Source organism: Pedobacter caeni (genome assembly GCF_900129215.1).
In the GTDB taxonomy this organism is placed as follows: domain Bacteria; phylum Bacteroidota; class Bacteroidia; order Sphingobacteriales; family Sphingobacteriaceae; genus Pedobacter; species Pedobacter caeni.
In genome coordinates, this window is the sequence record NZ_FQUQ01000010.1 from 18,561 (window position 1) to 31,311 (window position 12,751).

The following is a 12,751-nucleotide window of genomic DNA, read 5'->3' on the forward strand; positions in this document are numbered from 1 at the left end:
AGACAACAGGCTTTTTTCATAGATGGGATGCCTTAGAATTTATAGGTCAGGCTTCCGACTATATTTCTTAACCTTTGAGGGTTTACAGTGGTGTAGCCAATCCAATATTTCTTGTCGGTTATGTTGTCGACTTTAACACCAAGCCTGAACCTGGGATGGTCATAAAATGCGCTGGCATTAAGAATGGTGTAAGCTGGTAGAATAAATACCCCATCCTTTTTGCTGTTTACTACTTTATTGTCACTGGCATAGTTTCCTCCGAATCCAAATCCAAGGCCTTTAATAAAATGGTCTGGCAGACGATAGTTGACCCAAAGATTAGCAGCATATGGCGAGGCCGCAGTTGCGGGACGAAGTCCTTCCAAATTGGGGTCGTCAGCTTTTGTGAGTTCAGAGTCATTGTATGCAAATCCTGCAATAATGTTCAGCCCTTTTAAAGGACTCGCAACTACTTCCGCCTCAAAACCTTTGTTTACCTGAGTGCCGTCCTGAATCACAAATTTCGGATCGCTGTAAGGTCTTACTTTATCCTTCACTTTGATGTTGTAATAGCTTAACGTTCCGCTTAGTTTCCCGTTAAATAAGTCCATCTTTATTCCACCCTCTATTTGAGTAGCCTCTTCCGGTTTTAGTGTTTTATTCAGGTAATTTATCCCCTGGATATTGGTAAAGCCGTTCTGATAGTTTGCAAAAAGGGAAAGCTGATCTTTCAGAAGTTGATAGACAAGACCGAATTTAGGAGCAAATTGAGTCTGTTTATAAGGTTGTTTTGTCAGGCTGTCTCTTTTCTCTGAGTAACTTCCTTTATGTTCAAATCTGTCTACCCTGATTGCGGCCAGCGCCATAAACTGGTCGGTGATGTTAAAAACATCGGAAACATAGGCACTATAGGTATTGGTCTTGTAGATATCGGGATACACTGTTCTGCCATTTGCATAAACAGCCTCCATATTGGTCTTGTTAAAGTTGTCATATAGCGGTCCTGAAGTAATTCCTCCGGAGATCGTATCAAGCGCTTTGCTTAAGAAAAGCTGATTGGAGTTGATTCGGAGAAAATCCAACCCAACAACCAATCTGTTTCTATGTGAGCCAATATTGAAATCCGCATTGAAATTCTGTTGGATTTCCAATACATTCATCTTGCTGTTTTCTGTAGACTGATCCTCACGCGAAAGCATGTTGTTTGGCATCAGATAAAAGTAAGGAGAGAACCCATTTGAGTAACTCTTGCTATAGGTGATATTGGTTTGTGAGGTCCAGGAATCAGAAAACTTGTACTCCATGGTACCAAAGAGGTTGGTGCTTTTGGATTGCTGGGTCAGGTCATTTGAAAAATAAGATTTTTTATAATCCAAATTCAATTGATCTGCGCGGTCCACACCAAGGTCTGCAACTGATTGACCCCAGGGAAAGAAGAAGATCTGATTCGCTGTGTTTTTGCTGCTGTAGATTTCTGCATCGAACAGGAAAGACAGGCGGTCAGAGGCTTTGTAAGAAAGGCTTGGTGCCAGCACAAATCCTTTACTAAATCCATGATCCTGAAAAGAACCGTCATAGTTATATGCCGCATTCAGACGGAACAGTAATGTTTTAGCCGTATCAAGGGGGGTATTGAAATCGACACTTATACGGTTAAAATCATAACCTCCGGCAGCGTAAGTCACCTCTCCACCAATATGATCATAAGGCTTTTTGGTTACCCGGTTGATTAAACCTCCATATGAAGTTAAGGAGTTTCCGAAAAGGGTGGCCGATGGGCCTTTGATCACTTCGATGCTTTCCAGGTTTGCGGCATCAATTCTGCTGGTTACGTTTCCGGCAATACCATTTCTAAGTTTGCTTTGCGTAATGAAACCTCTCATGTTATAATAAGAACTCCCATCTCCGCCACGTCCCGTAGCTTCCCACATTTTCTGTAAGCCCGGAGCATTTTTGATGGCATCATCTATAGAGAAAACCAGCTGGTCTGCCATCAATTCTTTAGAAATGGTGGTATAAACCTGTGAATTCTCCAAATTTCTGAGTGGCATCTTTGATACATAAGGACTCTTTTTTGTCGAGTACTTATTGGTTTTATTGCTGTTGATATTGATCTCTTTGAGCTGGCCTGAGTTTTCAGTGATGATAAAATCCATGGTCAGCTCCTCTCCCTGAAGAACTTTTATGTTCTTTTCTATCACATTTGATCCGACAGCAGAAACACGTAGGATATAATTTCCTGGTTTAACGCGGGGAATGGTATAACTACCGTTTTCATCGCTCAGGTTTCCCAGTCCTTTGTTCTTTAATCCTACACTGACGTAGGCTGCGGGTTGTCCATCAGAGGTGGTAATCCTGCCCTTGATGGTGGAGAGTTGTTGTGCACTTAGGGTCATGCTGGAAAACAGCAGAAATAAGGAGAATAAAAGTTTATGCATATTAAGTAATCTGGATTAATTCTAAACAGCTGCAAAGTAGCGGATGATTCTTTAGTAATCCAAATTATTTTTAATAAATCTAAATAGATTTAGCTATCCTGATTGAGCCTAGAAGTATCTTTGGTATCCTTCATAAATACATAAACAAGCAGGGAGCAGAAGATGCAAAATGTAATGTACCAATAATAATAAGGCTCATGGCCCCAGTCTTTTAGCCACAAAGCAATGTATTCTGCCGTGCCGCCGAAGATGGCAACCGTTAAGGCATAAGGCAGACCAACACCCAGGGCTCGTACTTCTGCCGGAAACAATTCAGCTTTTACAACGGCATTGATGCTGGTATATCCACTGACAATGATCAATGAAGCCATCAACAATAAAAATGCAGTCCATTGGCTTGTGGTCTGACTTAATGCTGTAAGCAATGGAACCGTACAGAAGGTTCCAAGTATGCCAAAGCCAATTAGCAGCGGCCTTCGACCGATCTTATCAGATAAAGCACCAAAGAGGGGCTGCAGACAGGCAAACAGGAACAGAGAAAGAAAGGAAAGGAGGGTTGACTCTTCTTTAGTCATCTTTACGGTGTTGACCAGGAACTTTTGCATGTAGGTGGTGTAGGTATAAAAGGCCAGGGTTCCACCCAGGGTGAGTCCGATCACAGTGATGACTGCCTTTGGGTGTTTTAACAGTTCTTTTACCGTCCCTTTGTTTTCTGTATTCTTCTTTTTTTGATGCTCAAAAGCGGTGGTTTCATCAAGGTTCTTTCTCAGGTAAAGTGCCACAATGGAGAGTACAGCCCCAAAAACAAATGGAATGCGCCAACCCCATTCCTGAAGTTGGTGTTCTGAGAGCAGTACTTTTTGTAACAAAAGCTGGAGGGCAAGAGCAAGTAATTGTCCGCCGATAAGTGTGACATATTGAAAACTGGAATAGAACCCACGGCGGTTTTTTGTGGCCATCTCGCTCAGATAAGTAGCCGATACGCCGTATTCTCCACCCACACTCAATCCCTGAAGTAATCTGGCGGTTAACAAAAGGATGGGAGCAAGAATGCCTATCGTCGTGTAAGTAGGTGTCAGGGCAATTAAAAGGGAACCTAAAGACATGAGTAAGACAGAAAGTGTCATGGATTGTTTCCTGCCAATCTGGTCTGCTATTCTTCCAAATATATATCCACCAAGAGGGCGCATAAGGAAACCCAGTGCAAATATTCCGGCGGTATTCAGGAGCTTTACGGTGTCATTTCCTTCGGGAAAGAAGGCAGAGGAGAAATAAATAGCAAAGGCAGAATAAGCGTACCAGTCATACCATTCTACGAGGTTTCCTACAGAACCTCCGAAGATGGCTTTTAACCGGCGGGGAGATATTTTGTCATCCTCGCTTTCGGGATGAACCTGCTCAATATTTGTTTTCATGCCTGAATCTCTTTGGTTAAAAAACAAAAGATAAGGCTTTTAAACAAATTCTAATACCCTTGCACCATGTGAATTTATCAAATGATACAAGGGTATAGAACTGTTACTCGTTTTCAACAAGCAACGATGAGATAGGGTTAGTTAGTGAAAAGCGTATAGCGCAATTCCGTTAAGATATTGCTGAGAAACCGGGCTCGCGGACGCAACAGATTTGCCATCCACAAATATTTCAAGTTTCGCTGAACCCGGTGCATTTGAAGTGATACTTACGGCTACATCTGAAGCATAGGTGACTGATTTTCTGATTATTTTGCTAAATGGCAGAGACTGAGCGGTCAGTTCCGTATCAGCGCCAGTCTCGTTGGTGTACCTGATGTCCAGATTGGTTAGGCCAGCACTTAAAGCGGTCACTCTATATTCAATAGATACGGTTTTTGGGTATCCGGCTCTGGGATCATCAACGTTGTTTTTATCTTTTGAGCAGGAGCTGATTAGGCCTGCAACCAGAAACATGAAGGCAATCTTTGTGAACAGGTTTTTTTTAAGTTGTAAAAGTCTCATGAGATTTTTGTTTTTTAATAGGTTATTATGTCCTACAAATCTATCATAGACCCTTTTTTCAATCAATACCCGGAAATCAGGTTTTATTTCTACCTGTATTCAGGGATATAAGTTTAGATTTTTTCATACCTGAGCAGATATTGTCTGTATAGCCTGCTCAGTCTAAAAACATTTTCGAGAATCACCAGAATGACAACAGGTAGCATCACCAGCTCAAAAATTTGAAACTTCCAGAAAGTATAAGCGAATAATAAGATCAGGCGGAAGCATTCCAGGTAGTAAATCCATTTCCTTTGTTCCAGCAATGCACCACAATTGATTAAGGTAATCATAATAAAGGTGGCGCTGAACAATTTGTCTTCCAGCTGCAGAGTAGCATAAAAAGCGGTAAAAAAGCTGAGTAAAGCAACACAAAGTAGGAGTTGGAAATTTAAGTAAACCCTGAATTTAAAGCGGTAAGCTGGTTCTGCTTTTTGCTGCAGGTATCTTTTCTCCAGGATGGGCCTGATGTTTTGATCAAGGGTAGCAGGATTTCCAAAAATGATTTTTAGTCTTGCCTTCAAATGTGTTTCTTTTTTGCAGGCTTCAAGGATTTCCAGGTAATAATGAAAGTGCTGCCATAAAAAGCTATAGCTTTTGACAGGGTGGGTAAGGCCATATTTGGGCGCTTCTTCTTCCCGTTGAAAAGTTCCGAATAGCTTGTCCCAAAAGACAAAAACGTCTCCGTAATTCTTATCCAGGTATTTATCATCGCTGGCATGATGAACTCCATGAAGAGAAGGAGTAATGAAGATGTGCTCCAGCCAACCGAGCTTTCCAACCAGTTGGGTGTGGGTGAAAAAGGAGTAAGCACCATGAACCATGAGAATGGTGATGACCATTGCAAGATGAAATCCCAGAAAAGGGATGACACACCAAAAGATATTTCTGATCAGTGCCTGGAAAACAGTGATCCTGGCGGATACGGTCAGGTTGAATTCTTCGCTTTGATGGTGGACAATATGTGCAGCCCATAAAAAGTTTACCTGGTGGCCTAAGCGGTGATACCAGTACCAAACTAAGTCTGTGGTCAGGATCAGCAACACCCATACCCACCAGGTATTCGGAATATGAAACAGGGCATAGTTTTCATATACCCAATAAAACAAGCTGTAAAAGCTTGCGGAGATAAATAAGTTAAGCAACCTTTCGGCAATGCCGATACTGAGGTTCGCAATTGAGCTCTCATATTTAAAAACTTCCGGCTTTTTCAGATAAATAGCCAGACAGTATTCCAGATAGAGGAAGAGAAAAAATGCAGGAATGGCAAATGCGAGGTAGTTTAACTGGATCATTTATGGCTTGTTTCTTATTTTTATAAAACTGAGCCGCCGCCATTGGTCAATCCCTTTTTGTAGGGTGTGCAGCTTTCCCGAACGGATCAGGTAGCTGATTGCTAAAGCAATTAACATGACCAGGTTATTTAACAAGACTTGCAAAACGCTGATAAAAAGCAGTCGGGCTTTTCTCATGTTTTGGTTCATACCTGCCTGCTATAATTGGTAAATAAATTACCCTTCTACGGCTTTCTTCCCCTACTACAGACGATTGTGCAACCCTATGCCACAGACGGCCATCATGAATGGTGAGGTCCCCGGCTTCTGGTACTATCGCCACTTCTGCCGCATCAGGCCTGTTGTCCAGAAAATATTTTTTTCGAAACAGCATGCTATATAAACTCTGTTTGTGTGTGCCAGGAAGCACACGCAACCCTCCGTTTTCTGGTTTCAGACTACTCAGGTGGATGCCTACATTGAGCATTGGATTGAGCTTTTGACCCTGGAAAATATCACGGAGTCCATCGGTATGCCAACCCATCTGGGTAAACTTACTTTCCGGGCCATTAACATAATGATTGAGCACCATGCCGTCTTTTTCTGCTGTACCTAATCTTGCTCCTGGACCGATTAATGATAACAGGGTCTCAAAACGAGGGTCATTGGGAAGTTCAGCGAATAATGGATGATGCTGATTGATAAAAGCAAAACGTTGAACAATAGCAGAGCCGTCGAGGTCTCTGCCATATTTGATAGGGATGCCGTTGATTTTAATTTTTTGATCTGTAATCCATTTCTGCTGAACTTCAATAGAAGCCTGAATGATGTCGTTCACAGTTTCCGGTTTGATGAAATTTTTGAAATGAATAAATCCGTTTTTGTTAAAGAAGTCAGTTTGTTCTGTAGTTATTTTATCCCCTAAGGTGAATTTTATAGATAGATTTTCCATGATGATGAATTTTTAATGCTAAATGTTGAGGTAAACAATGCCATCTGCGGGATAGGCCGTCAGTAGCTGGTGAATGATGAAATCGAAAATGTATTAGAGATCAACAACAACAATAGCAACAACCTGCCCTTTCGGAGAAGAGCATTCGCATGGTGTGTGCGGTATGAATATGGTTGTTATTCTTCATTGAAATAAAGTCTATTAATTTAGTAGACATTACAAATGTAGGAAAATAATTGTCTTATCAAATTTATTTTAAAAAAAGAGGACTAATTTTTATTGCTGATACAAACGGGCGGTGATCCTTTCAATCAATGACTTAGGGAGAAACCTCGTGCCGAAAGCAGAAATTTTATTGAGGAAACCAGGAATGATCTCCGCCTTTTTACTAAACATTCCTTTCAGGCCAATCTTAGCGACCACCTCTGCAGCCATGTTAAACTTTTCAGCGAGCTCTGCCAAAGCATCCATCCCCGCGCGACTGGAGAAACCCGTTGCCGTAGGTCCAGGACATAGACAGCTGACCGAAACAGAACTGTCTTTAAGCTCGTAACGTAAAGCACGGCTGTAAGAAAGAATAAAGGTCTTACTCGCAGCGTATAAAGAAAGGGTAGGTACCGCCTGATAGGCTGCGGTACTGGAAATGTTTAAAATATAGGCCTGCTCCTGTTGCTTTAAAACCGGAAGTAAATGGTGACTTAGCTCCAGGACAACATCCACATTGAGCTTTAACATATTCATTTGATCAGCGAGTGCAAGCTGATCAAAATTACCCCATACCCCATAACCGGCATTATTGATCAGAATGGATAGGGAAGGAGCTTTATTTTTACACCATGTTGCCACCTCCTCAGCCGCATCCTTCATAGAAAGGTCAATTGGTAAATAAAAAGCATTCACTTTATATTCACTTGCCAATTTTGCAACTTGCTGAAGTTCGGCTTCAGAACGGGCAACCAATAACAGGTGGTAGCCTGCGCGAGCCAGTAATAACGCAATTTCTCTTCCAATCCCTTTACTAGCACCTGTTACTAAAGCATATTTATCCATGTAAGAGAATTAAGTCTATGGTAAGACTGGCTCCGCTGCAAGTTAAGCCTTTTTAGAAAATGTCTCTATTTCTTCGATGCTAAATTTTGTCAGCTTTGCAATTTGAAAGGTGGTAAAGCCTTCATTTCTCATGTCGTTGACAATGCAGAAAATGTTAATCTTCATGGCTTTTTCAAAGCCAATTCTTTTGCCTACCCGATATAACGGGTCTTTGTCTATTTTTAGGAAGTCTGATATTCTTGCCATCATGTGATTTGTTTGGTTATAATTTTTCTATCTCTTCAGAACTGAGTTTTGTTACCCTCATGATTTGAGATGTTGGAAGTCCTTCCCGTTTCATTGCCCGGGCTACTTCTATATTGATTCTAACTCCCTTTTCCATCCCTTTTTCTACACCAATGCAAATGCCTATGCGGTAATATGGGTCGTCTTCTACGTTTAAAAAAACTGATATTCTTTCCATAATATGTTGAGTGTTTGTTTACAATTGTTTAGTTGTGAGTGTATTCTTTGTTTTTTTTGAGGAGATTTTTTGCTTGTAAAATCAGGAGAAAACAAAGCCTCTGCATCTTCATTCTTCGGGTAACTCTCAAAGTCCGGTTCTTTTGGGATTCCTCTTTGCTTTTCCTACTCTTTTTTACCGTTGTTTTATAGCAAGGGTCTTTTTGTGTTTTTAAAAAATCTGCTAATTTCGACGCCACAATTCTATAATTTCTTTATTTGATCAATGCTGAGCGTTGTTGCTTTTGAAATTAGTAAGATTGAAAGACCCTCCGACTTCATTTTTCGGGCAATGGTCAAAGTTGTTTTCTTCTTACCCTTTATTTCTCCCTTTAATTCTCCTTTTCTTTCCCCTATCCTATAACAAGGGTCTCCTTCTACTTTAAAAAAGTCGGATAATTTTAATGCCATAATGCTATAGTTTTTTTATTTCATCAATACTAAGTTCTGTTGCTTCTGAAATCAAGAGCGTAGAAAGACCCTTAAGTTTCAATATTCGGGCAATTGCCGTAGCCTGATTCTCCAGGACTTCCGCTTTATCTTTCATCGCTAGCTTGATCCCTTTCTCAACACCATTTCTTTCCCCTATCCTATAATAAGGGTCTCTTTCTACTTTAAAAAAGTCTGATAATTTTAACATAATCTCCTCCAGTGGTTGTTCTAAGTTTCGTAGTTGGACTAATACTCTTAATTGATTTATATACCTGTCTTTGGAAAGGTCTCCAATATCCAGTTCGTATATTCGGTTGAGCACTTCTTTTAATATCTGTGTAGGGTCCTGCTCCGATGGATTACCCAACACGGCCAATAGTTTCTGTTCCATCACATCCGACTTTAAAAATATCCGGTGATCAATTGCAGACAATGACGTGGAATGATATCTGAACCAGAAATTTTCCGCCTTGATTCTGGTCACCATACTTGATTTACCAATTCCTATATAGATCACAAATTGCTTTACCGGCAGGTGGTATTTCCATTGCAACAGGATCGAGTACTCAGCCATCCTATACACCATATCTTTATCATGCTTTTTCTGATATTCGATGTGCAGGATAAAAACCTTACCTGTTCCATCTCTTACTTTCTTTAATAAATCCGGTTTTCGTTCTTTGGTTTTTTGCAGATCATCAGGAATTTCTTCAATATTGACAATGGACATGCCCAGAACATGTTCAATAATTCCGGGAAGGTTGGCTTCCATATTTTCACGAAGAACCTTGTCAAACTTGGCACCCTGCTTAGGATTGTTCATGTCATTCTGCATATCTCAGTCGTTACATGTTGAATCTATATCTATTATTTAACTATAACAACATTTTATGTCTTTTTTTATTTATTTATCTTGTTGTGTCAGTCAGGGGCCCCCAGGAACCTGGTAATTAGCATTGGATGTGATGAACGGTACAGTGCTCAGAAGCCTGATTTTAATTAAAGTGTAAACTACAATTGTTTAATTGTACAATTTAAGTGCACCTTATAGGTCTGTTTTTAATTTTTAAAGAAACTATCTATATTGTAGGGATGATCTTTATCTTAATTAATGCTTATGTCTGATGTCATGCTGATCTGGCCTCCTGAATAACCAACTCTAATTCTTAAGGAAAGAACAATTCTATCAGTTACCTATTCATCCCGGAGTAGGTACTAAAACTTATTGGCTAAAATCAAAATCATCCCTATGAAATACGCTGCTCTTATTGAATCATTAAAAAAATATGGAACCCTGACGGATAACAGTATCCGCTTATTGAAGGAAAGAGGGGAATCCCGGACTATCTCCGTAAAAGACCATCTGCTTATCCCGGGAGAGGTTTGCAAAAACCTTTATTTCATTAACAAGGGCCTCTTCAGACGTTACCGGTTTGTAAATAAAAAGGACAGGACAGTTGGTTTTAATGGTCTTGCTGAACATATGACTTCTGCCGATAGTTTCTTTAATCAGGTGTTGTCTAAGGAAGGAATTGTCTGCGAAAGTAAGGCTGAAATTATTTGTTTGAATTATTTTGCCTGGCAGTCGATGTGTAATGAAGATCCGGACTTTAATAAAATTTGTTGCAATATTACCCTTCATAAGCTAATTGAGAGTATCGAGCATTTAAGCGTTTTTAATTCCAGCAAGACAAAAGAGAAGGTGATTTACTTGTGTAAGCTTTATCCAGGTATTTTAAATGTGGTAACGCAAAAAAGTATTGCCAGCCTTTTTCATCTCACTCCACAGGCAATGAACAGGGTCATTCCAAAGCTTTAATGCATTTTTCCTTAAAACGTCCTGCTGAATTATCAACTTATTTGATTTTTTTGGAGCTGTTAATGCTTCTAAAATTGATTTCTTATTGCCCCCTGACCCCCTAAATTAGTTTGGACAAACGTTCATCATATGTTTAATGTCAATCACAGAATACGGCTTCAGCACTTATTGGAGCTGATTAGTTCAAAACAAGCCAAAGGTGTCAATTTCTTAGCGAGGCGGATGGAATGCTGTGAGCGAACAGTCAAATATCTGGTGGCTCAACTGAAGAGGGAAGGCCATGACATCCGGTATGACAAAGCTTTGAAACGTTATGTACTTCTAAAAAAAAGATGACATGAGAAAGTTTGCAGTATTCCCGGGCTAAAAGCCGTATCAGAAGAATAAAAGGATTGCATTTGGTGGAGCATAAGGTGCTTTCCGGGAAGCCTACTTTACAGGCACAGCTAAATATTTTTAATTTAATAAATCAACATGAAAACAAATAAGAAGGCCTGGCTAAGTGCTATGGCCGCAATAATTTTAGTAACGATAATAGGCGTAGGGCTTGCGTTTAAACCTTCTACAAAAGAAAAAGAGGAAGTGAAAAGAGCAGGTGTAATCTGGTATTATAACTCAGATTCACCATTTGCGACAGATATCACTGATGGGAACAACTGGACGCAAATTGATCCTAGTAAACCTGGTTGCGGTCATAATTTAGGGATTTTGCCATGTTCATTGGATGTTGACGCATCAGTTATGACTCAGGCAGAGTTAGATGCTTATTTCTTTACTCAATTTAACGACGTGGCGTCTGAGATAATAAAAGCTGCACTAAAGAGAAGATCTCTTCCCAACTAAATAGAGTTGATTATCCGGATAAATCCCCCTATGAAGCTTAGGGGGATTTAATAACTAATCGTATTATCGCGGGTTTTGCTGCATTCCCGATTGTATAATTACATCTTCTGGAATAGGTAAAGTATATTTTAAATCGTTAGGGGCCAGAACATAATTTCTATGTTTTAAATTTCTGGTTAAAGAGATATTCCGACCTTCTTTGTTTAATCTTTTCAGGTCCATCCATCGGATTCCCCGGAATAAGAGTTCTTTTCTTCGCTCATTGAGGATTAATTCCAATACTTCAGACGAGCTTAATCCTGAAAAAGGTATAAATTTATCTTTCAGCCAACGCTTTTTGAGTAAGAAATTGATATCATCCAGGGCCTGATCCATTTTCCCCATTCTTGCATTGGATTCTGCCCGGTTTAGGTAAACTTCATTTGTTGCCATACCTCCGAATAATGAAAGCCCTTCTGCAAATCTTCCTTTAAATCCATGGGAGCCATCTGAGTTGTTGGTGAACAAAATTTCCTTTCTGAGATCATCGGGTTGATACATTTTATAAAGGTCGGGGTTTACTCTTCCTCTGGTGAGGTTGAGTGTTTGCCCCTCGGCAATCCCATTTTCTGAAATCACCTCTGCATTAAATCTTTTTAATGGACTTGGCTGTTTTGCATCCAGGTCATTATAATCTATCAGTTCGTTACGTATTTGCAGGCAGGAGTCTGCATAAATACCGGAATTGACGTAGTCTCCCATGGATAGGTAAATTCTGGAAAGTAAAGCGTACGCCGCGGGTTTTGAGGGTCTGATCTTAGTTGTCACAGTTGCTGAGAGCAAATTAGCAGCAGATTTAATATCTATGATCATTTGTTGGTAAGTCTCCCTAACAGAAGCTCTTCTGGATTTCTCATTAAAATTAGTATTTAAACGCAAGGGCAATCCTAAATCCAAATCTGCAGTGTTGGAACCATATGCCGGAGTCCATATTAAGCTTGCCTGTAACAAGCGTTTCCCCCGAAAGTACAAAGCCTGCCCTTTGACATAATCCCATTCTTTTGCGTTGTTTTGATTCCTATCTACTTTGTTCAGTCCTTCTAAGACTGAGTTGCAGTAATAGATGACTTTGTAGGCGTTATCCCAATTGTTGACATTTGGTTGAAATAGAAAATCCTTTTCCCAGATATGGATTCTTCGTTCCTCTTCGGAATAGAGGGATTCCCAGTGCTCATTGGTTAAATAGTGATCATCGCTACTGAATTCTCCTTCATGAGGCTCAGGCAGGAAGATCGCAGCATTGTCCATTAGCGACTGAAAGTCTTTTATGGTTACCGGGACCGCCAGTTTTTTATCGGGCTTTGCTTCCAGGAATTTTTTACAACCGGAAGCTAAAATCAGAAGGCCGGTGAAAAGTATAATATAGATTTTTCTTGATGACATCGTCTTAGTTATTAAATGAGATAATC

General features: G+C 40.1%; 13 protein-coding genes. 2 read left to right on the top strand and 11 right to left on the bottom strand.

The window, feature by feature from the left end; genetic code table 11:
• Nucleotides 1-32: 32 nt before the first annotated feature.
• The 10 genes from BUC20_RS32800 to BUC20_RS32845 form a co-directional block, all read right to left on the bottom strand.
• Nucleotides 33-2,417 carry a TonB-dependent receptor gene (locus tag BUC20_RS32800; RefSeq protein WP_073238928.1) on the bottom strand — a complete coding sequence of 795 codons (2,385 nt, stop codon included), beginning with the start codon at nt 2,415-2,417 and terminating at the stop codon, nt 33-35.
• Nucleotides 2,418-2,506: 89 nt separating this feature from the next.
• Complete coding sequence (locus BUC20_RS32805) at nt 2,507-3,832, bottom strand: MFS transporter (RefSeq protein WP_073238931.1); 1,326 nt, start codon at nt 3,830-3,832, stop codon at nt 2,507-2,509.
• 141 nt (nt 3,833-3,973) lie between these two features.
• Nucleotides 3,974-4,393, bottom strand: coding sequence for a hypothetical protein (locus BUC20_RS32810; RefSeq protein ID WP_073238935.1), 420 nt, complete (start codon nt 4,391-4,393; stop codon nt 3,974-3,976).
• Between the two features lie 113 nt (nt 4,394-4,506).
• Entirely contained in the window at nt 4,507-5,727 is a 1,221-nt protein-coding gene (locus tag BUC20_RS32815; RefSeq protein ID WP_073238938.1) for a sterol desaturase family protein, read from the bottom strand.
• A gap of 124 nt (nt 5,728-5,851) precedes the next feature.
• On the bottom strand, nt 5,852-6,658 hold the full coding sequence (locus BUC20_RS32820; RefSeq protein WP_073238941.1) for a phytanoyl-CoA dioxygenase family protein: 807 nt from the start codon (nt 6,656-6,658) through the stop codon (nt 5,852-5,854).
• A gap of 276 nt (nt 6,659-6,934) precedes the next feature.
• Entirely contained in the window at nt 6,935-7,708 is a 774-nt protein-coding gene (locus tag BUC20_RS32825) for an SDR family NAD(P)-dependent oxidoreductase (RefSeq protein ID WP_073238944.1), read from the bottom strand.
• Nucleotides 7,709-7,750: 42 nt separating this feature from the next.
• Complete coding sequence (locus BUC20_RS32830; RefSeq protein ID WP_073238947.1) at nt 7,751-7,957, bottom strand: hypothetical protein; 207 nt, start codon at nt 7,955-7,957, stop codon at nt 7,751-7,753.
• A 13-nt stretch (nt 7,958-7,970) separates the two neighbouring features.
• Entirely contained in the window at nt 7,971-8,171 is a 201-nt protein-coding gene (locus BUC20_RS32835; protein ID WP_073238950.1) for a hypothetical protein, read from the bottom strand.
• 242 nt (nt 8,172-8,413) lie between these two features.
• A complete protein-coding gene (locus BUC20_RS32840) occupies nt 8,414-8,620 on the bottom strand; it encodes a hypothetical protein (protein ID WP_073238953.1) in 207 nt (68 codons plus the stop codon).
• 4 nt (nt 8,621-8,624) lie between these two features.
• Entirely contained in the window at nt 8,625-9,464 is an 840-nt protein-coding gene (locus BUC20_RS32845) for an RpnC/YadD family protein (RefSeq protein WP_084529526.1), read from the bottom strand.
• A 426-nt stretch (nt 9,465-9,890) separates the two neighbouring features.
• Between BUC20_RS32845 and BUC20_RS32850 the strand changes: the two genes are divergently transcribed.
• Nucleotides 9,891-10,460 carry a Crp/Fnr family transcriptional regulator gene (locus BUC20_RS32850; RefSeq protein ID WP_073238959.1) on the top strand — a complete coding sequence of 190 codons (570 nt, stop codon included), beginning with the start codon at nt 9,891-9,893 and terminating at the stop codon, nt 10,458-10,460.
• 474 nt (nt 10,461-10,934) lie between these two features.
• Nucleotides 10,935-11,303: a hypothetical protein gene (locus BUC20_RS32860; protein ID WP_073238964.1), complete on the top strand. Its 369-nt coding sequence runs from the start codon at nt 10,935-10,937 to the stop codon at nt 11,301-11,303.
• 63 nt (nt 11,304-11,366) lie between these two features.
• On the opposite strand, the gene BUC20_RS32865 is transcribed toward BUC20_RS32860, so the two are convergent.
• On the bottom strand, nt 11,367-12,725 hold the full coding sequence (locus BUC20_RS32865) for a RagB/SusD family nutrient uptake outer membrane protein (RefSeq protein ID WP_073238966.1): 1,359 nt from the start codon (nt 12,723-12,725) through the stop codon (nt 11,367-11,369).
• Between the last annotated feature and the right edge of the window lie 26 nt (nt 12,726-12,751).

Coding starts and splice junctions, on each gene's coding strand:
- BUC20_RS32815 (WP_073238938.1), bottom strand. CDS start 5,727: ATGATCCAGTTAAACTACCTCGCATTTGCCATTCCTGCATTTTTTCTC.
- BUC20_RS32835 (WP_073238950.1), bottom strand. CDS start 8,171: ATGGAAAGAATATCAGTTTTTTTAAACGTAGAAGACGACCCATATTAC.
- BUC20_RS32805 (WP_073238931.1), bottom strand. CDS start 3,832: ATGAAAACAAATATTGAGCAGGTTCATCCCGAAAGCGAGGATGACAAA.
- BUC20_RS32860 (WP_073238964.1), top strand. CDS start 10,935: ATGAAAACAAATAAGAAGGCCTGGCTAAGTGCTATGGCCGCAATAATT.
- BUC20_RS32865 (WP_073238966.1), bottom strand. CDS start 12,725: ATGTCATCAAGAAAAATCTATATTATACTTTTCACCGGCCTTCTGATT.
- BUC20_RS32820 (WP_073238941.1), bottom strand. CDS start 6,658: ATGGAAAATCTATCTATAAAATTCACCTTAGGGGATAAAATAACTACA.
- BUC20_RS32800 (WP_073238928.1), bottom strand. CDS start 2,417: ATGCATAAACTTTTATTCTCCTTATTTCTGCTGTTTTCCAGCATGACC.
- BUC20_RS32830 (WP_073238947.1), bottom strand. CDS start 7,957: ATGATGGCAAGAATATCAGACTTCCTAAAAATAGACAAAGACCCGTTA.
- BUC20_RS32810 (WP_073238935.1), bottom strand. CDS start 4,393: ATGAGACTTTTACAACTTAAAAAAAACCTGTTCACAAAGATTGCCTTC.
- BUC20_RS32845 (WP_084529526.1), bottom strand. CDS start 9,464: ATGAACAATCCTAAGCAGGGTGCCAAGTTTGACAAGGTTCTTCGTGAA.
- BUC20_RS32825 (WP_073238944.1), bottom strand. CDS start 7,708: ATGGATAAATATGCTTTAGTAACAGGTGCTAGTAAAGGGATTGGAAGA.
- BUC20_RS32850 (WP_073238959.1), top strand. CDS start 9,891: ATGAAATACGCTGCTCTTATTGAATCATTAAAAAAATATGGAACCCTG.
- BUC20_RS32840 (WP_073238953.1), bottom strand. CDS start 8,620: ATGGCATTAAAATTATCCGACTTTTTTAAAGTAGAAGGAGACCCTTGT.